This is a genomic window from Methylophaga frappieri (assembly GCF_000260965.1).
GTDB classification, from domain to species: Bacteria; Pseudomonadota; Gammaproteobacteria; order Nitrosococcales; family Methylophagaceae; genus Methylophaga; species Methylophaga frappieri.
The window spans coordinates 1,371,539-1,394,389 of the sequence record NC_017856.1 but is presented as its reverse complement, the minus strand read 5'-3'; the positions used below and the strand labels follow the sequence as shown (position 1 = coordinate 1,394,389).

Sequence of the window (22,851 nt, the reverse complement as noted above, 5' to 3'; positions counted from 1 at the left end):
CATGACCCAAGAAAATGAATTGGATGAAAACCGGCTCATCGCGCAACGCCGGGAAAAACTGAACCATATTCGCGAGCAAGGCAATGCTTTTCCTAATGATTTTCGTCGCAATGTGATGAATAGCGCGTTGCAGACTGATTATGCCGATTGGGATGCTGAAAAACTCAAAGCGGCTTCTATCCGGGTGGCTGTTGCCGGCAGAATGATGACCAAGCGGGTGATGGGTAAGGCGAGTTTTGCCAACCTTCGTGATATGTCTGGTGATATCCAGTTATATGTTGCACGTGATGAGTTGGCAGAGGGGATTTATCCGCAGTTCAAAACCTGGGATATGGGCGATATTATTGGCGCTGAGGGCACCCTGTTTCGCACAAAAAAAGGTGAGTTGTCAGTGCATGTCGACACGATTCGCCTGTTGACCAAGTCATTGCGGCCGCTGCCAGAAAAATTCCATGGCTTATCTGATCAAGAAACACGCTATCGACAGCGTTATGTTGATTTGATTATGAACGAGCCCAGCCGTGAAATTTTCAGACTGCGTAGTCAGATCATTGATGGCATTCGCCGGTTTTTAATCGACAAAGATTACCTCGAAGTCGAAACACCCATGATGCAGGCCATTCCCGGCGGGGCCACCGCACGGCCTTTTACAACCCATCACAACGCGCTGGATATGGATTTATTTCTGCGAATCGCGCCAGAGTTATATTTGAAGCGATTGGTCGTCGGGGGATTTGAACGCGTCTTTGAAATTAACCGTAATTTTCGTAATGAAGGCTTGTCGACACGCCATAACCCAGAATTCACCATGGTTGAGTTCTATCAAGCCTATGCAGATTATATTGAGTTGATGGATTTGACCGAAAATATGTTGCGCTCCGTAACGCAGCATGCGTTGGGGACAACCCAAGTCCATTATCAAGGGCTGGATATTGATTTTGCCGAACCTTTTTCACGGATGACCGTGAAAGAATCCATTTTGCACTTTAACCCAGCATTAACTGCAGCGCAGTTGGATGACCTGGCTGCTGCGACGGCGGTTGCCAAAGCGCTTGGTATTCCCATCAAAGACAGTTACGGTTTAGGCAAAGTCCAAATCGAAATTTTTGAAAAGACCGTTGAACATCAACTGATGCAACCCACTTTCATCACCGCTTATCCGACCGAAGTTTCGCCCCTGGCCAGACGAAGTGATGGCGATCCTTTTGTGACCGACCGATTTGAGTTTTTTGTTGGCGGCCGTGAAATCGCTAATGGTTTTTCTGAGTTGAATGATGCGGAAGATCAGGCTGAGCGGTTTAAGAAACAGGTTGAAGATAAAGATGCTGGCGATTTGGAAGCCATGCACTATGATGCCGATTATATTCGCGCTCTGGAATACGGAATGCCGCCGACAGCGGGCGAAGGGATTGGTATTGATCGGCTGGTCATGTTATTAACGGATTCGCCCTCAATTCGTGATGTGTTGTTATTTCCACATATGCGGCCAGAGTAAATTCGCTCAGCTTATCGCATAATGAAAAAACGGGTTTACGCTCGTTTTTTTGTGTCTGATGTATCGCCATGCTGCCAAATCGGCGGCTTGCGTCACAACCCGGCGCAACATTCTCTCAAGTTAGTGAGACGGCGAGACAAGGATTCTTTGTCATAACAAAGTTGAAGTCTGACCAAAGCAGGAGGAAACTAATTAGATAGCTTTACCTATCACAGGAGAGTAGGTCATGTTGACGGTTAAACGTATTGGTGAGAATCGGCTGGATATTGCGCTGCAAGGCAAGTTAGATGCGATGCAAATGCGGACAGCATTGGATGAGCTGGTTATGCAATCAGCAGGTATTGAACATGGTCTGATGCTTTACGATATTGTTTCGTTTCATTTGCCCTCACTCAGCGCGATTGGCGTCGAGCTATCTCGTTTACCCGCAATGTTGAAACTGGTTAAACAGTTTGATCGGGTTGCTGTGCTGACCGATAAGCAATGGATAAAAACGGTGAGTGAGTTGGAGGGCGCGTTGTTTCCGGGCTTGACGATTAAGGCCTTTGAACGGCATCAGCAGGATCAGGCAGAAGCCTGGCTTGTCGGCTAGTTTGATAATATCGATATTCGTACCTAATCTAGTGGATAACGCGTGTTAATTTCAAGGAGCGATGATGAATTTTCGGTTTTTGGGTGTATTGTTAGTATCGTTGACGGCCTGCGCGCAGGCAGAAACTGCCACTGAGCATTTTCAAGATGTGGTGACAGAAGTCAAAAGTCGTCAGGGTCAGCAATATACGTATTATGGAATATATCCGGGTATGTCACGCGCTGAGGCATTGAAGCTGGCCAAGAGTGGAGATAAGGTGCTTGCCGCTCACGAGGATCCGGCGACCAAGGGACATTTTCTATACGAAGTGACCGACCCTAAAATGAAAGTCAGTATTTCCTTTCCTAACTTTGGCCGGGATATTCCGGAAACCAGAGACAATGCTGATATTCGCTCACCACTAATCACCATTACGCGTATTGCGCTACGCAATGCCATGTTTGATAAGACAAACATATTTGATGAAATCCAGTCTGAGTTGGGTGACGCTGATGCCGTAGTTTCACGCGGGCCGATGCATACGTTTTATTATGGCTATCATCCACAAGAGAGTAGCAAGGCACTTTACGCAGCGTGTCGGCAGGATTTCATCGAAAACAATCCGGAAGGGCGTATTCCGAAGGCTTTCGCACACTTCAGATTTAGTGACAAGATAACCATCGCGCACATTCAAACAATACTGGATATCTGCCCATCGACCATTGAATTATATAAATCGGCACAAATCAACGCATTGTCACCCTGGTTGTGGATAAAATTTAACGAAAAGCAGCGTGATTTCAGCATTTATATGAATTATCAGGGCGAAGATTATTTTTCCGCCGAAAACCCAAAAGGACCACTTTATGAGCAGTAAGGCCGGCGTGATAACGGTATGCTTAAGAGATTAATCAGATGAAACGACGTTTATCCGCCGTATCGCAGTTAGCGACAGGATGTTTTATCTTATTGGTACTCACCGCAATACATCATCTTTATGGCGCTATCCTGTTCGATACCCCATGGCGTGGTCATGTGGCGCATATTGCTTTTGTCATTGGTTTAGCATTAACGGTGTGTTTGTTGTTTTATCGCTTTATCAGTCTGTTCAGGCAACCCGCCGGCTGGCTTTTTCTGGGGTTGGCGATATTGTTGCCAATCGGCTGGATCGGGTTTTATGAAGGTGGCTATAACCACGTCATCAAAAATGGACTGTATTTATTTACCGGCGACAGTCCACTTTGGCAGCGATTGTTTCCGCCGCCGCTTTATGAGCCACCCGTCGATTTCTGGTTTGAATTTTCGGGCATCCTGCAGTTTGTGATTGCCGTCTGGTGTGTTGTTATCGTGCCACGAGTTTGGCAGCAGCTAAAAGCGTAAATAAACGCAGTCATATTGCGTTTGTGATGGTCTTTAATCTATATGAAAACCTCACGACGTGCATTATTCCTTTCTCATGGCGGTGGTCCGCTGCCGCTACTTGGCGATACCAGCCATCAAGAGATGGTCATGGGTTTACAGGCTATCGCCAAACAGATTCGAAAGCCTTCAGCAATTATCGTGGTCAGCGCACACTGGGAAAGTAAACAAGCAGCAGTCACTGCCGCGGCTAAACCCGCTTTGCTCTATGACTATAATGGCTTTCCACCCGCAGCTTATCAAATCGAATATCCTTGTCAGGGACATCCTTTGTTGGCTGAAGCCATCAAAAACAAACTTAATCAGGCAGGTATATCCTGTCGTGCTGATTCAAAGCGAGGCTTTGATCATGGTCTGTTTGTGCCCTTGAAAATAATGTATCCGCAGGCTGACATCCCTTGTGTGCAATTATCGCTATTTAGTCATTTGGATCCATTACTGCATATTAATCTCGGGCGAGCACTGCAACAAATAGCTGACCCGGATTTACTGCTGATTGGATCCGGTTTTTCTTTTCATAACATGCGCGCCTTTTTTACACCGGAAACTTCAGCGACAGCCCAGGCCAATCGCGAGTTTGAACAGTGGTTGCATGACACATGTCAAAATCCAGGCATGACAGAATTACAAAGAAGTCAGGCATTGATTAATTGGCAAAATGCGTCCCATGCTGAATTTTGTCATCCCAGAGCAGAACATTTAATGCCTTTACATGTCTGTTACGGATTTGCCGAGTCTGCCTGTACTCGAGCATATTCATTATCTATTTTAGATAAGCGAGCAAGTATGTACCTCTGGGATGCAGCTTCAAAATGAGTCAAGTGACGATATTGCGTTGATTTTTATATAAATATGGCGAAAAAGACGAATGCAGTTGTAAAGAAACGGCAAATTGAACTCATTTATGATGGTGAATGCCCGGTGTGTTCTGTTTACAGCCGCGTAATGAATATCCGTGATTCGGTAGGTGAATTGACACTGATTGATGCACGTCAACACCCTGATAAAGTCAGCGTCTTACAGAAAAAGGGGTTTGATCTGGACGCAGGCATGATTTTAAAAGTAGAAGAACAGTATTATCTCGGTGCAGAGGCGATGCATGTATTAGCGTTGCTGAGCAGTCGATCGGGTGTATTTAATCGACTGAACTATTGGCTGTTTCGTTCCAAGTGGCTTGCCAAGATCCTTTACCCTGTATTGCGGGGTGGGCGACATCTTTTGTTAAAACTATTAGGCAGATCATCTTTTGGCGACCAGAATAATGCAGCGAAGTAAGCTCGGATAATCGGGGGTGTCAGTCAGGGTGAATGCGTTACAGGTGCGCTGCTTGATGATCATGTTTAACGACGCCAATATCATAAGCGTTGCCAGTTTTGCCAAAAGTCGTTATTTTTCTCCTTGCAAGAACCGAATTCCACGTAGGTAAACTAGGAGGGACATCACATGGCAGCAAAGTTCGAACTCTATCAAGACAAAGCGGGAGAATATCGCTTCAGACTCAAAGCCGGCAATGGCGAAATTATTCTCACCGGTGAAGGCTATACGACCAAAGCCGCTTGTAACAACGGCATCGAGTCCGTTAAAAAAAATGCGCCCGATGACGCGCGTTATGAAAAAAAAGAATCAGCAAGCGGCAAATTCAGTTTTTCACTCAAAGCCGGTAATCATCAGGTGATTGGTGTCAGTCAAAGCTATAGTTCGACATCTGGTCGTGATAATGGCATCGCCTCGGTTAAAAAGAATGCGCCAGAAGCGTCGGTCAATGACTTGACTGACTAAACAGAGCAAGATCAAAAGTGACGAATGAAACGGGCTGAATGGCCCGTTTTTTTCACTGTTAATGCAAGCAAGCCAAACTTTGGTACTAGGTCTTATTTCAAGGGCATACTATGCCTGAATACGTCAATGTCTTTTTATTAGCTTTGCTGGCTGGGCTCGCTATGCCAGCAGGGGCAATATTAGCGCGGGCAGATTTATTGCATCCCGCTTTTTTAACGGCTAATTCGCGCTGTTTTATCATCGCCTTTGGCGGTGGTGCGCTATTTTCAGCGGTGGCATTGGTACTTGTTCCAGAAGGAATCAGTAAATTAAGCCCCTTCAACGCCGCTTTATACTTCATTGCTGGTGGCTTCTTCTTTTATTGGCTTGAAGGTTGGCTGAAGCGTTTACGAAGTGCGGCAGGTCAGTTAGTGGCCATGTTATCTGACTTTATTCCCGAAGCCATTGCATTAGGCACCGCCTTTGCTACGGGAGGGCAGACAGGATTAATTCTCGCGTTGATGATGCTGCTACAGAATTTACCGGAGGGCTTTAATGCCTATGAAGAACTGATTAAAACATCGGACTTTTCTGCCAGTAAAATCATTTACGCTTTTTCAGGACTGGCACTTATTGGACCAGTTGCTGCTTTAATCGGATACTATTTATTGGCTGATATGGAAGCTTTAGTCGCCGGTTTAATGTTATTTGCCAGTGCCGGAATTTTATATTTGGTTTTTCAGGATATTGCACCAGAATCTAAATTGATTAATAGCCGAATTCCAGCATTGGGCGCGGTTTGTGGATTCATGTTGGGTCTGGTCGGTAATATGCTGATTCAATAATTTAGTGTACACCGCGGTACGCTGACAGGAGTAAAGAAAATGATGACGTTTGGCATATTGGGCTTTTGTTTTGGCATTATCGGTTTTGTGTTTGGTGTGGTGGCCTTGAGCAAAGTCCAACAATTGGAAAAACAGCTTAAATTGGCACGGTTGCTCACATGATCTCCATGGCAGGAAAATATGCGCTACACCATGACGATGACTGAAAAACTGGAGAATTCATGCTGATTTGGCACAGTATTGCAACAATACTACTGGTGTGTATTACGTTGTTGCCGCAGTGGCGACATCCACACTGGCTGATTCGAGGCATGGATTATCCACGTTTGCAGATCGCGGTATTGGCACTGGGGTTGCTGCTGGCGCACTTTTTCTGTCTAGATGCCCGATCTGACTTGGTTTGGCTGTTGATTATAACCACGGCAGGATGTCTGGTCTGGCAATTATGGTGGGTGCTGCCTTACACTTGGCTTTGGACCGCAGAGGTCAAAGCAGCGGTAGAGGATATGCCCGACCGGCAGCTGACGATTTTGACGTCAAATGTGTTGACGCCAAATCGCAATGCGGAAGCATTGCTGCAACTGGTCCGGCAATATCAGCCCGATATTTTGGTGACATTGGAATCTGATGCGTGGTGGCAATCGCAGTTAGACAGCCTGCTCACTGAGATGCCTTATAGCATAAAGTGTCCGCTGGATAATTTATATGGCATGCATGTCTATTCGAGACGACCACTTTTGGAAGCAAAAATCAGTTTTCTGGTCCAATCGGATGTTCCCTCCATGCATGCGTTAGTAAAAATGCCATGTGGCGAACAGGTACGGATGCATTTCCTTCATCCAGCCCCGCCCAGTCCAACCGAAAATGAAGAATCAAGCGAGCGTGATGCTGAACTTATCATGGTCGGGCGCAGTGTGTTCAGCAGTGATCAGCCGGTGATTGTGACTGGAGATTTAAACGATGTCGCTTGGTCAGCAACGACGCGACTGTTTCGTAAAATCAGCGGCTTGCTGGATCCCCGAATTGGACGAGGTATGTTTAATACCTTCCACGTGAAGTTTCCCTTTCTTCGCTGGCCACTGGACCACCTTTTTCACAGCGCCCACTTTACGGTAAACGAAATTCAACGTTTGTCTTCGATTGGCTCAGATCATTTCCCTCTGCTTGCCAGACTGACACTGAATCCAAAGCCAAACCCCGAACAGGAAGGTTTGGATGCGGATGCCGATGATCAGCAATGGGCATCTGAGATAACCAACAGTAAGAACGTGAGCCAGCAACAAGTGCCGCGGCCTGGTAGCGAGGCTTAGGATAACAACCAACCAACGGATACTAGCCCCAAGCAAAGGATTGACATGACCAGAATAATTTCTACAAAGTGTTGCATTACCCATGCTTCAAGTTTCAACATAATGAACTCCTGTTTGTTGTTGTGATTAACAAGTCCTGTGTTATTTTTGGCTTTAATGGCGGGACAGGCATTGATCCAGATCAAACCAGAAGCGATTGCTCACTGTTTTATAATTTTTTTAAACAGTGAGCTTGATGAATCAGGCTAAGAATAGGCGATTGGATTGAGGCGTATGAATATGTCGATAGCGCGGTATATCCGGATGACAACACAACTGTTGTTACTCTTTTTAGGGTGTTATTTTATGCCCTTGATCAGCATGGCGAGCGAGACGGATTATCGTATTGAGCTCATGAAAGATAATGTTTATCGATTTACTGCAGGGCATTATCACGCCATATTTGTCGTCACAGAAGCGGGCATTCTGGTGACCGATCCTATCTCGGATGCGGCTGCGCTCTATTTAAAAAAGGCCCTAGCCAGTCGATTTGATGTACCGGTACGTTACCTTGCCTACAGCCATAATCATATCGACCACACAATGGGCGGATCGGTCTGGGACAAAGATAATATCACTGTGATTGCACATGAATTAGCAGCAGAGGATCTCCGCTGGACGCGCGCGCCGACGGCCATGCCGGATTTAACTTTTTCAGATAAATTAAACCTGACCATGGGCGAGACAGAGATAGTCATGCAATACCATGGCGTTAATAATGGTCGAGGTTCCATCAGTATGCGGATATTACCGGCTAATGTGCTGTTTGTGGTGGACTGGATTGTTGTTGGAAGAATGCCATATCAAGATTTACCTGGCTATGATATTCACGGCATGATTCACGCTACGCGAGAAATTCTTGATGGGCCATCATTTGACTTATTTATTGGTGGTCATGCCGACATCGGTGAACGTGAAGACGTTGAACGATATCTTAAGTATTTAGAAGCATTATATTCTGCTGTCAGAGATGGCATGTTAGCCGGAAAAAATCTCTCCACCCTACAAGCAGAAATTACTTTGCCTGATTATGCGGATCTGCGAATGTATTCAGAATGGTTGCCAATGAATGTGGCAGGGGTTTATAGAACCTTATTGAATACGTCCTATTTTAATTTTCGGTCGGATATTGAAGCGACATTTTCCGATTGAGATCTTGGGTTAGGCTGAGGAGCCAAATCCAATAATCATGAAAATTGAACGGATTAATTTTTAATGGCCACGACTTGATTAGTGGTCGGACTATTGACTCATCAGCGCGATATTGCAGTAGGCGTCGAGGTTATCGTTGGTCCTCATCACGTTGTATACCCCGTTTTTTCTGATATTTATGGCGTTGCTACCTGAGGCAGTACAGGCGCCGTAACCACCACAGTTGATATGACCGTTAAGGGAATAGTGTTGTTGCCAAAGCGGCACGTCACCGAGAAAAGCACTATTGATGATGGCAGTAGCTCTGATGTTGAGGATGCTCAGGATTTTAATTTTTATAAATCAACAAAATCTGATAACTAATACCAATTAGTGGCACCAATGAGGCGAACCGGGGTATCCAGGCTTTCCGATAGGTCAGCATAAAAACGGGAATCAGTGCGATCACACCAAACAACATAATGGCATGTGAGATCCCCATAGAAACGTCATCACGGGGAAGCCACATCAGGATGGCGATACTCAGTAACAGGCTGGCAGTGATTTGAAACAAAAGGGTGTAATAGCGATCCAGAGGCTGTTCGAGAATCAACTTGCCTTGCTGTGAAATGACCAGCATGAGTAAACCTTGCAAAGCAAGCAGGCTGGATAACATCATGGCAAGGAACGCTTTAACGAAGAACGAGGTTTGACGTTCTTGACTACATTGGACTGGCGTTGGCTTAACTTACGACTGGTGATCAATGCCAGCATCCCCATCACCAGCAGGACAACATCAAAGCTGAAAGTTAATAGACTATGGCCCGGTAATCGCCACAGGTTATAAATTGGCAGGGTCAGAAATAATAACGCCATCAGCGCAAGTTGTTCGATCCATGCCTGTCGGTGATTGCGAAACAGGCTGTAAAGCAGACTGCCCAGCCAGACAATGAAGAAAATCCGGATTTCCCATAATTCACGTTGCGCGATAGTAGTGGGTAAGAGACGGTTTGCCCAAAATGCAGCGGCAGTTGCTAATGGTAAACCAGCTATGGCGGCCACATTCGAGATTTGTACAAGGCGGAATGATCGTCGCCATTCGCCATTCTTGGCAACTTTTTGTTTGCGTTTTTCTACCCATAACAGTAATCCGGTTGCTACCATGATGGTGCCGAGAATACCCCCCAGAAAAAATAACCAGCGTGGTAAGGCGTCAGCGTAGCGAAGCAGGTGCAGTGCCGTGACGACGTTATAAAAACCACGCCAGAAACCAACCTCTGGTTTGCCTTGCTCTAAGGTAAGCACAGATGTGTTGGTGTCAAATTGTAATGTTTCACTTCTGGCCCGATTCAGCAAACTATTGGCACCACGCTGGCGCAGTCTAATAGACGGTGAGCCCTGAGGATCGACAATCTGCAGACTGTCTACACCTCGGGACCAGCTTGTTTCAGCCATGTGCATTAATGTCTTTGTTTGACTGATCAGCGAAGTGTGACTTGTTAGATCGTCAGGCAAAGGCATAGTGACTGAAACAGACCCGCCACCGCGCCCCCCACTTGCTTCGAAGTATGCGCGCATATCCCCGTTATATGCGGTCTGAATCCCCCACGGCATCAGCAAATACAACAAAAGCAAGAGACCACTGAAGGTGATCATCAAGTGGAAAGGCAGAGCCAGCACACTGGATACGATATGAATATCCATCCAGGAACGCTGCCCCTTGTGCGGGCGAAAAAGGAAAAAATCTTTAAATATTTTTTTATGAATAATAATGCCGGTGATAAGTCCGATGAACATGGCCATGGTGGCAATACCCACCAGCCAGCGTGCTAATTCACGCGGCATCCCATAAAGATCAAAATGCATGCGATACAGAAAATCGCCAATCCGTGTTTCTCTGGTAACGATAGTCTCGCCAGTTGCCGGATCTAATAAAGCGCGATGTCCACCGCGTCGGTTAACTTCTTCACCTTCATCAAACCATTGCAGTTCAATGGCAGGTTGTCGTTCGCTGGGCAGGTTGATAGCCCATTGCGGTGAAGCAGGTGCGGTGTCACTGAGAAATTGCAGCGCGTTTTGCCAGCCAGCCGCGGTTTCCGCTTGGGTAATTTGATTGAGTTCAGGCTGCGCCCAGGTATTGATTTCTTCACGGAAAAAACTCAATGAGCCGGTAAAAAAAATCAGATATAGCAGCCAACCAACCACGATGCCGCTCCAGGTATGTAGCCAGGTATTGCTTTGACGAAATAATGGTTGCGTTTCACTCATGACGACGTACTCCGCAACAAGAGAACACCGGCCAGCATGACCATACCAGCCAATGCCGAGCCCCAGACAATATGTCGCAAATACTGACTATGGAACACCCAGATAACGTAAATCGTGAAAAACATAAAAGCGGTGATGGTTGCTGTCAGCACTGCCTGATGCAGTTCGCCCGGTAAGAGAAGACTGAGTAAGGCTGCCCAGAGGCCAGATAACAGGTAGCCTGCAAATACTGCTAACAAACTCCGAATCGCGACGTCACCTCGGGTTCTTCCGGCCATAGCCTTGGTGGAGGGTTGTGACAACCAATGATAAATACGCTCTATTCGCATGCCAATGATAACGGTTTGCTTTATTATTTATATTTTTGCGAGGTTATCAGCCAATCCTGACCATAAGCTGACAGCCGGAACAATGTTGGAGGATCGGGTGTGAAAATATTAATTGTCGAAGATCACCCAGAATTAGCGGTATTGGTCAGTCGTCATCTGGCGCGAAACGGACATGTTATCGATCATGCGGCAACGGCTTCTCAGGCTGAAACCCTGTTGCAACTATCCCAATACGAAATGCTGATTCTGGATCTGGGACTACCGGATGTGGATGGTCTGAGTTTGTTAAGACGATTGCGGCAAAAACAGCTGTTAACGGACAGCTTCTGCCTTATTTTATCGGCTCGTGACGCGATAGAAGATCGGGTTTCTGGTCTGGATGCCGGTGCCGATGATTACCTTGTCAAACCCTTTGATATTGCTGAGCTGGAAGCACGAATCAAGGCATTGTCACGTCGTCCAAAACAAGTCGATATAACACAGCCCGCATTGGGCAATATGTGGCTGGATATGAGCAGTCATGTTTTACATGCTGAAGATCACGCAATTGGTCTTGCCAGGCGTGAACTGGTGATGTTGGCCTTATTGATGCGTCAGCCACATCATATTTTCAGCAAGCAGGCGTTAGAGTCACAGTTGTATAGCTGGGATGAAGAGTCATCAGCGAATGCGATTGAAGCGTTGATTTCAAGAGTGCGACGAAAAATGCGAGAGGTGGGCACCAACTGCCGAATCGAAACCGCGCATGGGCTGGGCTACCGTCTGATTTTAAATTCTTCTCAATATAACGCACCAGAATCATGAAAAACCACACGCGCAACAGCCATTATCATTTAAACCGCCGTATTAGCATTGCCTTGATTGTGATGGTTGTCGTGAGCTTTGTGATCATTGCTTATAGCTTTTTCCTCAATACGGATGGCATTCGACGGGTCGTAGCTTTTTTTGAAGCACGGATACTGACCGCTGGGTATACCGCAGACAGTGAGTTAGAGCAGTTGCCAATTCGGTTAGGCAATAAAAATATTGCTTACACCTTGTATGACACCGACGGTAAGGTTTTGTGGATGTCGGAAAACTTGCATCGGCCACTCCGCTATCGGCCGTTTATCATGAACCGAAGCTGGTTACAGCGGCCAGGAAAATATTTTTCCGGAAAAGTGCTGGTGGTGCCGGCCTATCTGGCTGACGGTACGACCATGATGGTCGCCAAGGAAGATCTGCAACAACGTGAAATCCTCCAACGGGTGATGTTGGAGCGACTCTTTAACAGTCTGTTGCTGCTGATTCCGTTAAGTTTAATTGCCTTGGCAACCTTGATACCGTTGTTACTATTATGGATTCTTAAACCTGTTCGGGCCGCTGCCCGTGTTGCCGAAACCATCACGCCGAGTGATAAGGAAAAGCGTATTCCTGATGCGGGCTTGCCGCGTGAGATCATGCCACTGGTAGAGGCTGCTAATCAGGCGCTGGAGCGGCTGATGCATGCTGTTCAACGTGAGAAAGTATTTGTTGCCGATGCCGCTCATGAACTCCGTACGCCGTTGACCATTCTGGATTTGCATATTCAAGAGCTACAAAATACCGGGCAGACGGATATTGCCGCAATGCTCCGACAACGGGATCAAATGCGTTTATTGGTCGAGCAATTATTATCGCTGGCCCGGCACGAGCATCAACAAACCGCGTTGCATGATCAGCGGTTGATTGATATGGCAGATCTAATTCAGGAGTGTATTGAGGATACGGCGCCGTTGTTTGCCTCCCAGCAACGACAGATTACTTTTGATTGCCAAACAGAAACCTATTACTGCGTTGCCGAGTACAGTGCGATGATGGAAGTCGTTACCAATGTGTTGAGTAATGCATTGCATCATGGCAAAGGGGAGACGGAGATTCGCCTTACGCAGCAGAACGGCAGTCTGGTCATTGAGATACAGGATGCGGGCACGTCATTACCTGTGGCGCTGGCAGACAGTATGTTTTCCCGGTTTAAAAAACAATACAGTAATACGCCGGGAACCGGGCTGGGTCTGGCTATTGCCCGACAAATTGTTCGTAATAATGGCGGCGAAATTAGTTTTGTAGAACGTGCATCTACGTGTTTACAGATTCGATTACCCGCTGCCTTGGCAGCGGGTAATCCCAATGTGATTTAAAAGCCGACGGTAATGCCTGCTGAAAAACGCCGTCCTTCCAGTGTTTTGCCGTAATCATCTGGCAGGATTTCTTTATCCAGCGCGTTGTAAATACCACCATAGATTGAGACGTTGTCAGAAATATCATAGCCAAGACCCGCATCAACGACGGTATAAGATGGATATTGGGTTGGGCCACCACGACCACCAACAGTTTGTTCAGTTTCGCTCTTGTAGCGTGCCCGGGACCACATCCGTAACTTGGGCGTGACACGCCAGTTCAGGCCTAAGTTGAACATCCGTTTTGGATAGTTATTCAACGGGTTACCTTTTAGTTCACCAGAGGTGATTTCCGTATCACTCAGGGTAAAGTTCATGTTGACCCGAATCGTGTCTGAAAGCGGGAATTGCAATGCTGCTTCCAAGCCTTTCAACTCGGCTTCGTCCACATTGATGTATTGATATACCGCTTCGTAATCATAACCACCATAAATGCAGGTTAGCTCTGGTCCAACACGCCGATCACAGATAATGGGTTTTTCGATTTTATCTTCATATTTCGTCTGATACGCGGTTAATGAGGCCAACACGCCTTCAGGATGCGTCCAGTAAAGACCGAGTTCGTAGGTTTTACTACTTTCTGGTTTCAGGCTGCTGTTACCAATGTCAGCGCCATCGGTACCCCCACCACCACCGCCTTCGACCCAGTCATCTGTACCTTGTTTCAGATCTGGTGTGCGGTAACCGGTACTGTAGCCCCCTTTGACGCTGACGTTCTGGGTAAATTTATAGACACCATATACGCGAGGGGTGATTTCATTACCGTATTCTTCATCTTTGATAAAACGAGCGCCAGTCGTTAACGCAAAATTATCGGTAATAAGCCATTCATTCTCAGCAAACAATGCGCCATCCCAGCGTTTCAGGTTAGGTTCACCAATTGCACGACTCGGGTTTTCGGTTTCCTGTTCGCGATACTGGCCGCCAATAGTCAGTGTGCTGGTATCGAAGAAAATAGCCGTTTGGGTATTAAAAGTGAGACGTTCATACCGTGCATCCTGTGTGCGGTTATGCAAGATGGATTGTTGCAGGTAGCTATGCGTTTTTGCCTGACCATTCCAGTCATAATCATGGCTCAGGCCATAACTGCGACGATCGGTTTCCAATTGCGAATCCGTCAATTCACCACTGCGTGAAATACTGGAGTCTTCCATCTCCTGGGTAGCGTAGTTGGCATCCAGTTCGAAAAAATTGTTTTTGCTGGCTTGCCAGCTCAATTTGGCAGAGTTGGATTGGTTATCCTTATCTGCAGAGCCACCAATAAAATCAGCCTGATCGTGGTTATATTGGTTGCCATAAAGCGTTAAGCCCAGTGTTTTGGCCTCATTTAATGGCCCAGACAAATAATAGCGATATTGATCACTGTCACCGAACTTGGCGTCTTGGGGCTGAGTTTGTTCAATCGTTAACTCGCCATGCCATTCATCGCCAACCGGCTTTGTGATGACGTTGATAACCCCACCTAATGCGTCGGAGCCATACAAAGACGACATTGGGCCTCGAATGACCTCAATTCGTTCAATGACCGATAAAGGGGGCAACCAGCTGTATTCGGCGCCTGAACCAAAGCCGTTGTAATAGGATTGAGAGGAGTTTTGTGCGCGACCATTAACCAGAATCAAAGTATATTTTGGATCGAGACCACGAAACGACACTTGTGGCGCGCCACCCTTACCGGAAGTACTGGTGCCGCCTTCAACGGTCACCCCAGGCACATCCAATAAGGCATCGGTCAGATCACGATATTCGCGTCCTTGTAGATCTTCTTTGGTAATGACGGTAATTGATGCCGGTGCATCGACTATTTCCTGTTCATAACCGGAGGCAGTGACAACGGTCATTGGTGGAAGCGCTGCTGTGTTTGTTTGTTCTGTGGCGCTAAATACCGCACTGGGCAGTGAGCCAAGTCCCGCCATGCCAATAACGATTGACAGGCGTAAACGCTTAATCTCCATTCTGGAATCCCCTTAAAATAAAAAACACCAGCCCGAAACAGCAATTGAGTCGGGCTGAAAAAACGATTTACAAAGCGGGGGGATGAATAATGCAGGCGATACTGAACGGAGCTCGGTGATGTTGCGCCGAAACAGAGTTCAATCAGGCAGGTTTAAAGTGGGGGGAACCTGACTGTGAATGATTATCCGTGGCAAATGATAATCATTTATATTACAAAGTCAAGATTAAGTTTTGAGATGCACTTTGCCAGCTTCTATGGGATGTTTAACTCAAGGCCGGATGCGTTGCTTATCAATTCCTACGTAAAGATGGGATAAATTCCATATCGGCTGCAGGATTGCAATATTAAGCTTCGAGCTCGACTAATTTTAACTAACAAAAAGCGAGAGATTATGAGTGAGCAGGACAAGGCGTTTTTCGACCGCGCGGATGCGTTTATTCAATTAGCCAATTCACAAATGGCAGAAGGCACCGAGGCAGGCCAGGTAAGTGCTTCATTTATGTATAGTTTAGCGAGATATAATGCTTGGTTCAGTGCCGCTGGTTGGCAATCTGGGCAAGATTTGGCCAAGGTGCGTGGTGAAACCATTGAGATGTTCGTGAAAGAATTTCAGCGATTACTGGAAATGAACATGGATGATTACATCACCAATTTTGATAAATACATTCCGGTTGCCCGCAATAATCAACCTTGATTCGCTCTAATCCCAAGCAATCCGGCCGGTGACGTCATGAATAACGAACCGGCTGTCTGATTTATTTTAGTCGCTTATCGCGCTATTTATGTTTAAATGCGGACATTCCTGATATTGGATTAATTTAAAATTATGGTTTTATCCGCTTCACCTTCGTCGCTATCCTGCCCTGCGATCGATGTTCGCAACTTATCTAAAGTTTACCCCGATGGTCTGACGGCCTTAAATCAAATCAATCTCCAAATCCAGCAGGGAGAAATATTTGCGTTATTGGGGCCCAATGGGGCGGGCAAAACGACGCTGATTAGTATTATCTGTGGCTTGGTGAATGTTGGCCAAGGACAAGTCCTGGTTGGCGGTCGTGATGTGGTGAGTGAATATCGCGCCGCCAGAAAACAAATCGGGCTGGTACCGCAGGAATTAACGCTGAATATTTTTGATAATGTCTGGAATACGCTGGTTTTTAGTCGAGGCGTATTCGGTAAACCACGTGATGACGCCCATCTGGAGTCAGTACTTAAATCCTTGTCATTATGGGACAAGCGACACACGAAAATTCAATCTTTATCGGGTGGCATGAAGCGGCGTGTTCTGATTGCTAAAGCGCTTGCTCACGAGCCGGATATCTTATTCCTTGATGAGCCGACTGCCGGTGTGGATGTGGAATTACGGCGTGATATGTGGCGGTTAGTGGCGTCATTGCGAGCGCGTGGCGTTACTATCATTCTTACCACACACTACATCGAAGAGGCCGAGGCAATTGCCGATCGGATCGGCATTATCAATCACGGTGAGATTTTATTGGTGGAAGATAAACAGGCTCTCATGAATAAGCTGGGACGAAAACAGCTGATTTTACACTTGCGAAATCCCATGACGTCATTACCAAAATCACTGGAAAAATTTGTGTTACAACGTGGCGAAGACAGTCAAACGTTAATTTATGATTATGATGATAATCAGGCAAGTCATCATGTAACGGATGTATTGTCAGCCGTACATGCGTCTGGTTTGGAAGTGGATGATGTCCAAACCCGGCAACGCTCTCTGGAAGAAATATTTGTGGGGCTGGTGGAGGGCGAAGCATGAATTGGTATGCCATGAAAGCCATCTATTTTTCTGAGCTATACCGAAGCTGGCGGACGCCACTGCAAAGTATTGCATCACCCGTGCTATCAACGTCACTTTATTTCATTGTGTTTGGTTCAGCCATTGGCTCAGCCATGACCGATATTAATGGCATCAGCTATGGCGCTTTTATCATTCCTGGCCTTATTATGCTGATGGTCCTGACTGAGACAACGTCTAACGCATCATTTGGTATTTACATGCCGAAATGGTCTGGAGCAATTTACGAGGTGTTGTCAGCACCGGTTTCTGCTGTTGAGGTCGTTGTTGGCTATGTGGGAGCTGCTGCAACCAAGTCATTGATTCTGGCCATGTTGATTCTGTTGACAGCCCGATTTTTTGTGGATTACACGATTTTGCATCCTGTCTGGATGCTGCTGTTTCTGGTATTGACCTGTGTGACCTTTAGTTTATTAGGTTTTATTATTGGTATCGTTGCGGATGGCTTTGAACGACTGCAAGTGATTCCATTGATGGTGGTGACGCCATTGGCCTTTCTTGGCGGGACTTTTTACTCGATCAATATGTTGCCAAACTTCTGGCAAACTGTGACTTTATTTAATCCGGTTGTGTACCTAGTCAGTGGTTTTCGCTGGAGTTTTTATGGTGTGGCAGACGTGAATTTGGCGTTTAGTCTGGCGATGATATTTACTTTTTTGATGTGCTTTTCATTATTTGTCTGGTGGATATTTAAAACCGGTTATAAGGTGAAAGTTTAGGTCGAGCTTTGCTCTGCTAAATAGTCATTTTTGAGCCGAACATAGTTTTGGCAAGCATATTTAAAATACGCTTTCTCCTGGTCGGTTAATTTGCGGATTTGTTTGACTGGCGAGCCGAGATACAGGTAACCCGATTCAAGTTGTTTACCTGGCGGTACCAAGGCGCCTGCACCAATGACGACATTATCATCGATGATGGCGCCATCCAGAATAATTGCTGCCATCCCAACCAAGACCTGATTGCCAATTGTGCAACCATGCAACATCGCCTGATGGCCAATGGTCACGTCGTCACCGATTTGCAGTGGAAACCCATCCGGGTTGTGGTCGCTGGCATGGGTAATATGCAAACAGGCATTATCTTGAATACTGGTTCGTTGACCGATTCTGATCCAATGCATATCGCCCCGAATAGAGACATGGGGCCAAACTGAACTGTCATCACCAATAACGACATCACCGATGATCACCGCGCTGTCATCAACCCAAACCTGCTGGCCCAGCTGAGGGGTATACCCACCAAAAGCTTTAATCGTCATACTATTACCTCTTTTACAAAAAAGAGTTTAACGAAAATCTGCTTGTCAAGTGAAACTGCCGCGACAGCGTATGGTGTCAGAAAAGGTTTATCACGATTCGCACTTTACAGCGTTTGAATATCGGCACCGGCTTCGCGTGCCTGATCAAGAAGCTCACGCGCTTCACGGGTATTAAGTCGTACGCCATAAGCGGCATAGGAAAAATCAGACAGCGGCGCCTTGGTACTTTTGAAAAAGGACCATTGTTTGTTTTTCCGATAAAACGTTTCGACAAAGCTGGTCAAGGCAATGATACCGCGCCCCCCCTGACTATCGTTAACCATCCAGGGGCCACCGGAATCCCCGCGCGTTGGCATTGGTAACGTGAGGTCATAACGATGAGCCGTCACTCGATTTACTGCCAGCAAAGCCGACTGTGCATCGACAAAGGCATTTTTGGCCGTAAATTGGGCTCGAAATTGCAGGTGTAATTGCGGATCCAGTTGCTGGTAATATTGCGGCACGAAGCGATAGAAGTTGTCATCAGCAGATAAAACGGCTTTATCAGCACAGCTTGGATTATCAAAATAGCGATCCTGATAACCACGCCCATAACCACAGATTTTAACGGTTTGCGCTAATTTGTTACTGATGGGGATTGCATTAATGCCAGCAGGCGCGTCGCCATCAAAAATCAAAACGGCAATATCTCTCGCCAGGTTCGATTCCACTTCATGCATTTGGCTGTAAATTACCTCTTTGACAGCTGGCAATGGGACACCAAGGTACAGTGACACAATAGGGTTACCCGTTACCGGGTGGAGTTTGGCGTCTTGCAGGCAGTGAGAGGCAGTTAACACAGTAAGTGGTGCGGTGCCAACGACCACGGCACTACAATGATTGTATTCCGTTACCATGCTATTTGTTCCACCATACCAACGATACAATTCCACTTGCAGACGGCCTGTTGAAACAGCGGCAACAGGAGAAGGCTGACCATGAATCACAGCCACTGCCGGCAAACTCAGCATGCAGGAAAAACAGAACAAAAGAAGTCGTCGAAAACCCATCAAACTAGCCTCTTGTTTGATTTAAAAACTGATTTCTTCCAATTCTAGACAGTCATTTTGTTGAAATGACTCGTGGCGAGTTCCATCAAATGTCGGACACTGTGCTAAAGCAGGGGGCGCACACTCAACGGATAGCTATTTTGACCTAGGCAAGTTTTAAAGCGGCGGTAACCGGTTTAATCTAAGGGGGCGATACGAATTGCCTGGCTGAAATGGCGAGACCAATAGGCATTATAGAGGTTGGAGATCATCACTCCACTTGAGGTGGAGGCATGCAAAAACTGATTGTTTTGTAGGTAAATGCCGACATGACCAGCATTGCGGAAAAATACCAAGTCGCCTGTTTTCAGGTTGGCGCGCGGGATGTGTTTCCCTGCCAGTCGCTGTTTTGCGGTAGTCCGTGGCAAATCAATGCCCCATAATTCACGATAAGTCAGTTGCACAAATGCCGAACAATCAATGCCAGCACGACTGTTTCCACCTAATTGATAAGGCGTACCTTGCCAGACAGCATGATGTTGATAGAGCCGCTTCAGTAAGGGGTTTTGGTGGGGTATCTGACTGGTTTCTGGAAGTGCAGATGGAGGTCTGGTGACATTTCCCTGGCAGGCGGCAAGCATCAAAATTACCATCAAACTGCCGACATAACGCAGCGTTAATGAAGCTATTTGAGACGTTAAAAACATGCTATCAATCATCTTACGGCAAATTGTGAAGCAAAACGGGATTGTAATGGCGAGTAAAACAAACGGTCTTATTCGGTAGTCTGACGCCGAGAGTGAATTAAAGTTTATCAGTGGGAGTGACATGTTGTTCGGAAATCGTCTTATCAAAATTATCTTGCTTGCTTTGGTTTTGGCTGCCGTTGTCGGGGTGGTCAGTTATGGTCTGAATTATCATTCGGTATCGCCTCAGTCTGACAACGCTTTAAATTATATTGAGCAGCAAGGGGTGCAAATTATTGGTGATTTTTCGACGTCAGCTGGTTTGACTGGTCATGTCGGCACCTATCAAGGCGAGGCGATGAGTATTTACACTACGCCTGACGGTGAATTCGCGATTGTTGGTGATTTAATTGACAGTCAGGGTAACAATTTGGGCGCGGATGCGATTTATGAACTGGTGAGCGCGCCACATAACCAGCGGATATGGGAAAATGTCACGAAATCAGCACATTGGATTAAGGATGGCGATGCGTCAGCCCCACGGATTATTTACACATTTACAGATCCGTATTGTCCTTACTGTCATCGTTTTCGTGAGCTCGCTGCTGACCATATTGACGCGGGAGCAGTGCAGCTACGCCACATCATAGTCGGCATTTTGCAAGAAAACAGCTTGGCGAAAGCGGCTCAGATAATGAATTCAGACTCACCGGAGTCCGCTTGGCAGCGCTTTCTTGCCAATAAAGAGACACAGACCAGCGCTATACTACCCTTATCTGATGGTACAAAAGGGCAGCAACGTGTTCTTGCTAACAATGCCTTGATGGAACAATTGGGCTTGCTGACAACACCGAGCACGCTTTATCAGGACGAGCGTGGTGATATTCATTTGCTGGAAGGCTTACCCACTCGTACCGAGTTGCACCATTTATTTCAAATAGACAAACAGCCAATATCCTCATCAACAAATTGAGGTAGGTTAAGCTTTGGTTTTTTGTAAGTGTTACTAATCGATAGATGCATTCCATAAAGGGGAAATGATGAACTTATTACTGAGTGACAAAAACGCGCTGGTGACTGGCAGTACGGCTGGAATCGGCTATGCGATTGCCGCTGCATTATTGGCAGAAGGTGCGACCGTTATTATCAATGGTCGAACTCAATCGTCGGTTGACAAGGCAATTCAGTCATTGCAAGACGAAAAATTCCCCGGAACAATTTTAGGGTTTGCTGGTGATTTGTCCCTGGAATCTGCGGCCGCAGCATTGCACCAGCAGTACCCGGCAGTCGATATTTTGATCAATAATCTGGGGATATTTGAACCCGTTCCATTTGCAGACATCAGCGACGCCGAATGGCGCCGGTTTTTTGATGTCAATGTGCTGAGTGGTGTACGTTTGAGCCGAAGTTATTTACCAGCCATGCAGCAGCAAAACTGGGGCAGGATTATTTTTATTTCCAGTGAAAGTGGTGTTCAGATACCGCCCGAAATGATCCACTATGGTATGACAAAGTCTGCGCAAATCGCCGTGGCAAGAGGGCTGGCTGAAACCGTTGCGGGGTCGGGGATTACTGTGAATTCCGTGTTACCCGGTCCAACCCGTTCCCGAGGTGTAGAAACCTTTGTCAGTGAACTGGCTCAGCAAAACGGACAAGATCAAGAGACATTCGAAGCAGATTTTGTCGAGCAGGCCCGTCCGACATCACTGATTAAGCGCTTTGCCCGGACGGATGAAGTTGCTGCGATGGTCTGTTATTTGTCGAGTCCTTTAGCTTCTGCGACAACGGGTGCTGCGATTCGCGTTGATGGTGGGGTGATAAAAAGTGCGTTTTAGTGCCAGCGAAATTCGGCTAGTTTGACCCGGTTTCCTGTGAAACGGACTCCTTCCTGGATAAGTCGCTGGTATTGCTGTTGATAAGCGGCACTGCCAACCGGAAAGGCGAGATGACCATCAGCACGAATAACACGGTGCCAAGGTAAATGCGACCCATCTGGTAAGTTTTTAAGTATGTTGCCAACTTGTCGGGCATGATTTGGATAGCCAGCCTGCTTCGCTAAATCACGATAACAAGTGACTTTACCGGACGGTACGGCAGCGAGAAGTTGCCAAATAATGTGGTCGAATATTGGCGTCATGTGGTGGGATAAAAAGTCTTGTAAGTCGATTTTTTAGGAAAATAGCATATTTTTTTGTCGGCTCGGATAATTCACAGATAAGAATGTGTCCCAAGCCGGGTAATCTTGCTAGACTCAATGTCACCCTAAAGGGTTAGCTCAGCGATTACGCATATTAATAATTAAGGAGAAAGACAATGGACAATTTTCTGGCAGCGTGGCAACCGCGCATTTTAAGTGTGCTGCGGATTGTAGCCGCTTTTTTGTTTATGCAGCATGGTGGACAAAAAATTCTCAGTTTCCCGGCAGAAGCACGTGGACCATTTGAGTTACTGTCGTTAGGTGGGGTCGCAGGCGTGCTGGAGTTGTTTGGTGGCGCATTGCTGTTAATTGGCTTATTTACCCGTCCGGTTGCGTTTTTACTGTCAGGTTTGATGGCCTTTGCATATTTTATTGCCCACGCGCACCGTGATTTCTGGCCAATCAATAATGGTGGTGAGCTGGCGGCCTTGTTCAGCTTTGTCTTTTTGTATATCTGGACCGCTGGTGGCGGATCATGGAGTCTGGATAACCTGATTAATAAAAAATAAGGTTTCCAGCTTGCAATATTAAGGCCCGCCG

27 protein-coding genes and 2 pseudogenes are annotated in these 22,851 nt (G+C 46.5%); 21 read left to right on the top strand and 8 right to left on the bottom strand.

Features of this window, described 5'->3' with window-relative positions; all coding sequences use genetic code 11:
* Window position 1 precedes the first annotated feature (1 nt).
* The 11 genes from lysS to Q7C_RS06500 all read left to right on the top strand — a co-directional run bounded on the left by lysS (window position 2) and on the right by Q7C_RS06500 (window position 8,589).
* The gene (gene lysS, locus Q7C_RS06545) at window positions 2-1,495 is read left to right on the top strand and encodes a lysine--tRNA ligase (protein WP_014703944.1); all 1,494 of its coding nucleotides are present in this window, start codon (window positions 2-4) and stop codon (window positions 1,493-1,495) included.
* Window positions 1,496-1,721: 226 nt separating this feature from the next.
* Entirely contained in the window at window positions 1,722-2,087 is a 366-nt protein-coding gene (locus Q7C_RS06540) for a SpoIIAA family protein (RefSeq protein ID WP_014703943.1), read from the top strand.
* A 61-nt stretch (window positions 2,088-2,148) separates the two neighbouring features.
* Window positions 2,149-2,943 (top strand): hypothetical protein, encoded by a 795-nt coding sequence (locus Q7C_RS06535; protein WP_151194728.1) that lies wholly within the window; start codon window positions 2,149-2,151, stop codon window positions 2,941-2,943.
* Between the two features lie 38 nt (window positions 2,944-2,981).
* Window positions 2,982-3,446 carry a hypothetical protein gene (locus Q7C_RS06530; RefSeq protein ID WP_014703941.1) on the top strand — a complete coding sequence of 155 codons (465 nt, stop codon included), beginning with the start codon at window positions 2,982-2,984 and terminating at the stop codon, window positions 3,444-3,446.
* A 42-nt stretch (window positions 3,447-3,488) separates the two neighbouring features.
* Entirely contained in the window at window positions 3,489-4,301 is an 813-nt protein-coding gene (locus tag Q7C_RS06525) for a DODA-type extradiol aromatic ring-opening family dioxygenase (protein WP_014703940.1), read from the top strand.
* A 36-nt stretch (window positions 4,302-4,337) separates the two neighbouring features.
* On the top strand, window positions 4,338-4,760 hold the full coding sequence (locus Q7C_RS06520) for a DCC1-like thiol-disulfide oxidoreductase family protein (protein ID WP_041366617.1): 423 nt from the start codon (window positions 4,338-4,340) through the stop codon (window positions 4,758-4,760).
* Window positions 4,761-4,928: 168 nt separating this feature from the next.
* The gene (locus Q7C_RS06515) at window positions 4,929-5,264 is read left to right on the top strand and encodes a YegP family protein (protein WP_014703937.1); all 336 of its coding nucleotides are present in this window, start codon (window positions 4,929-4,931) and stop codon (window positions 5,262-5,264) included.
* 110 nt (window positions 5,265-5,374) lie between these two features.
* Window positions 5,375-6,088: a ZIP family metal transporter gene (locus Q7C_RS06510; RefSeq protein WP_014703936.1), complete on the top strand. Its 714-nt coding sequence runs from the start codon at window positions 5,375-5,377 to the stop codon at window positions 6,086-6,088.
* A 39-nt stretch (window positions 6,089-6,127) separates the two neighbouring features.
* Entirely contained in the window at window positions 6,128-6,250 is a 123-nt protein-coding gene (locus Q7C_RS13980; RefSeq protein ID WP_014703935.1) for a hypothetical protein, read from the top strand.
* A gap of 59 nt (window positions 6,251-6,309) precedes the next feature.
* Window positions 6,310-7,398 carry an endonuclease/exonuclease/phosphatase family protein gene (locus Q7C_RS06505; RefSeq protein ID WP_014703934.1) on the top strand — a complete coding sequence of 363 codons (1,089 nt, stop codon included), beginning with the start codon at window positions 6,310-6,312 and terminating at the stop codon, window positions 7,396-7,398.
* 303 nt (window positions 7,399-7,701) lie between these two features.
* Window positions 7,702-8,589: an MBL fold metallo-hydrolase gene (locus tag Q7C_RS06500; protein ID WP_202946493.1), complete on the top strand. Its 888-nt coding sequence runs from the start codon at window positions 7,702-7,704 to the stop codon at window positions 8,587-8,589.
* Between the two features lie 328 nt (window positions 8,590-8,917).
* On the opposite strand, the gene Q7C_RS06495 is transcribed toward Q7C_RS06500, so the two are convergent.
* From Q7C_RS06495 to Q7C_RS06485, 3 genes are read right to left on the bottom strand one after another with little or no spacing between them, the layout of a single operon-like run.
* A complete protein-coding gene (locus Q7C_RS06495) occupies window positions 8,918-9,247 on the bottom strand; it encodes a DUF3325 family protein (RefSeq protein ID WP_041366615.1) in 330 nt (109 codons plus the stop codon).
* A complete protein-coding gene (locus Q7C_RS06490) occupies window positions 9,244-10,836 on the bottom strand; it encodes a PepSY-associated TM helix domain-containing protein (protein ID WP_014703929.1) in 1,593 nt (530 codons plus the stop codon). The genes Q7C_RS06495 and Q7C_RS06490 overlap by 4 nt, the downstream gene beginning before the upstream one ends.
* The gene (locus Q7C_RS06485; RefSeq protein ID WP_050954398.1) at window positions 10,833-11,165 is read right to left on the bottom strand and encodes a hypothetical protein; all 333 of its coding nucleotides are present in this window, start codon (window positions 11,163-11,165) and stop codon (window positions 10,833-10,835) included. The genes Q7C_RS06490 and Q7C_RS06485 overlap by 4 nt, the downstream gene beginning before the upstream one ends.
* A 99-nt stretch (window positions 11,166-11,264) precedes the next feature.
* Here Q7C_RS06485 and Q7C_RS14060 point away from each other — a divergent pair.
* The 4 genes and pseudogenes from Q7C_RS14060 to Q7C_RS06475 form a co-directional block, all read left to right on the top strand.
* A pseudogene (locus Q7C_RS14060) lies at window positions 11,265-11,549 on the top strand (response regulator); the annotation flags it as partial.
* A pseudogene (locus tag Q7C_RS14055) lies at window positions 11,538-11,631 on the top strand (DNA-binding response regulator); the annotation flags it as partial. The pseudogenes Q7C_RS14060 and Q7C_RS14055, both read left to right, overlap by 12 nt.
* 32 nt (window positions 11,632-11,663) lie before the next feature.
* Window positions 11,664-11,969, top strand: coding sequence for a winged helix-turn-helix domain-containing protein (locus Q7C_RS14050; protein WP_420795005.1), 306 nt, complete (start codon window positions 11,664-11,666; stop codon window positions 11,967-11,969).
* Window positions 11,966-13,324, top strand: a complete 1,359-nt coding sequence (locus Q7C_RS06475; RefSeq protein ID WP_014703926.1) for a sensor histidine kinase — start codon at window positions 11,966-11,968, stop codon at window positions 13,322-13,324. The genes Q7C_RS14050 and Q7C_RS06475 overlap by 4 nt, the downstream gene beginning before the upstream one ends.
* Here Q7C_RS06475 and Q7C_RS06470 read toward each other — a convergent pair.
* Window positions 13,321-15,318 (bottom strand): TonB-dependent receptor domain-containing protein, encoded by a 1,998-nt coding sequence (locus Q7C_RS06470; RefSeq protein ID WP_014703925.1) that lies wholly within the window; start codon window positions 15,316-15,318, stop codon window positions 13,321-13,323. The two genes, Q7C_RS06475 and Q7C_RS06470, sit on opposite strands and share 4 nt — an antisense overlap.
* Window positions 15,319-15,711: 393 nt before the next feature.
* On the opposite strand from Q7C_RS06470, the gene Q7C_RS06465 reads away from it, so the two are divergent.
* From Q7C_RS06465 to Q7C_RS06455, 3 genes are all read left to right on the top strand, one after another.
* Entirely contained in the window at window positions 15,712-16,014 is a 303-nt protein-coding gene (locus Q7C_RS06465; protein WP_014703924.1) for a DUF3144 domain-containing protein, read from the top strand.
* Window positions 16,015-16,146: 132 nt separating this feature from the next.
* Complete coding sequence (locus tag Q7C_RS06460) at window positions 16,147-17,103, top strand: ABC transporter ATP-binding protein (RefSeq protein ID WP_014703923.1); 957 nt, start codon at window positions 16,147-16,149, stop codon at window positions 17,101-17,103.
* Window positions 17,100-17,861, top strand: a complete 762-nt coding sequence (locus tag Q7C_RS06455) for an ABC transporter permease (RefSeq protein ID WP_014703922.1) — start codon at window positions 17,100-17,102, stop codon at window positions 17,859-17,861. The genes Q7C_RS06460 and Q7C_RS06455 overlap by 4 nt, the downstream gene beginning before the upstream one ends.
* On the opposite strand, the gene Q7C_RS06450 is transcribed toward Q7C_RS06455, so the two are convergent.
* The 3 genes from Q7C_RS06450 to Q7C_RS06440 form a co-directional block, all read right to left on the bottom strand.
* Complete coding sequence (locus Q7C_RS06450; RefSeq protein ID WP_014703921.1) at window positions 17,858-18,400, bottom strand: gamma carbonic anhydrase family protein; 543 nt, start codon at window positions 18,398-18,400, stop codon at window positions 17,858-17,860. The genes Q7C_RS06455 and Q7C_RS06450 overlap by 4 nt on opposite strands.
* Before the next feature lie 104 nt (window positions 18,401-18,504).
* Window positions 18,505-19,449, bottom strand: coding sequence for a trypsin-like serine protease (locus Q7C_RS06445; RefSeq protein WP_041366613.1), 945 nt, complete (start codon window positions 19,447-19,449; stop codon window positions 18,505-18,507).
* A 176-nt stretch (window positions 19,450-19,625) separates the two neighbouring features.
* Window positions 19,626-20,135: an NlpC/P60 family protein gene (locus Q7C_RS06440; protein WP_151194727.1), complete on the bottom strand. Its 510-nt coding sequence runs from the start codon at window positions 20,133-20,135 to the stop codon at window positions 19,626-19,628.
* Window positions 20,136-20,256: 121 nt separating this feature from the next.
* Between Q7C_RS06440 and dsbG the strand changes: the two genes are divergently transcribed.
* Both dsbG and Q7C_RS06430 read left to right on the top strand, forming a co-directional pair.
* Complete coding sequence (gene dsbG, locus Q7C_RS06435; RefSeq protein WP_014703917.1) at window positions 20,257-21,087, top strand: thiol:disulfide interchange protein DsbG; 831 nt, start codon at window positions 20,257-20,259, stop codon at window positions 21,085-21,087.
* A 67-nt stretch (window positions 21,088-21,154) separates the two neighbouring features.
* Complete coding sequence (locus Q7C_RS06430) at window positions 21,155-21,949, top strand: SDR family NAD(P)-dependent oxidoreductase (RefSeq protein ID WP_014703916.1); 795 nt, start codon at window positions 21,155-21,157, stop codon at window positions 21,947-21,949.
* Here Q7C_RS06430 and Q7C_RS06425 read toward each other — a convergent pair.
* Window positions 21,946-22,251, bottom strand: a complete 306-nt coding sequence (locus Q7C_RS06425; protein WP_014703915.1) for an MGMT family protein — start codon at window positions 22,249-22,251, stop codon at window positions 21,946-21,948. The two genes, Q7C_RS06430 and Q7C_RS06425, sit on opposite strands and share 4 nt — an antisense overlap.
* 176 nt (window positions 22,252-22,427) lie before the next feature.
* Between Q7C_RS06425 and Q7C_RS06420 the strand changes: the two genes are divergently transcribed.
* Window positions 22,428-22,820: a DoxX family protein gene (locus Q7C_RS06420; protein WP_014703914.1), complete on the top strand. Its 393-nt coding sequence runs from the start codon at window positions 22,428-22,430 to the stop codon at window positions 22,818-22,820.
* Window positions 22,821-22,851 lie beyond the last annotated feature (31 nt).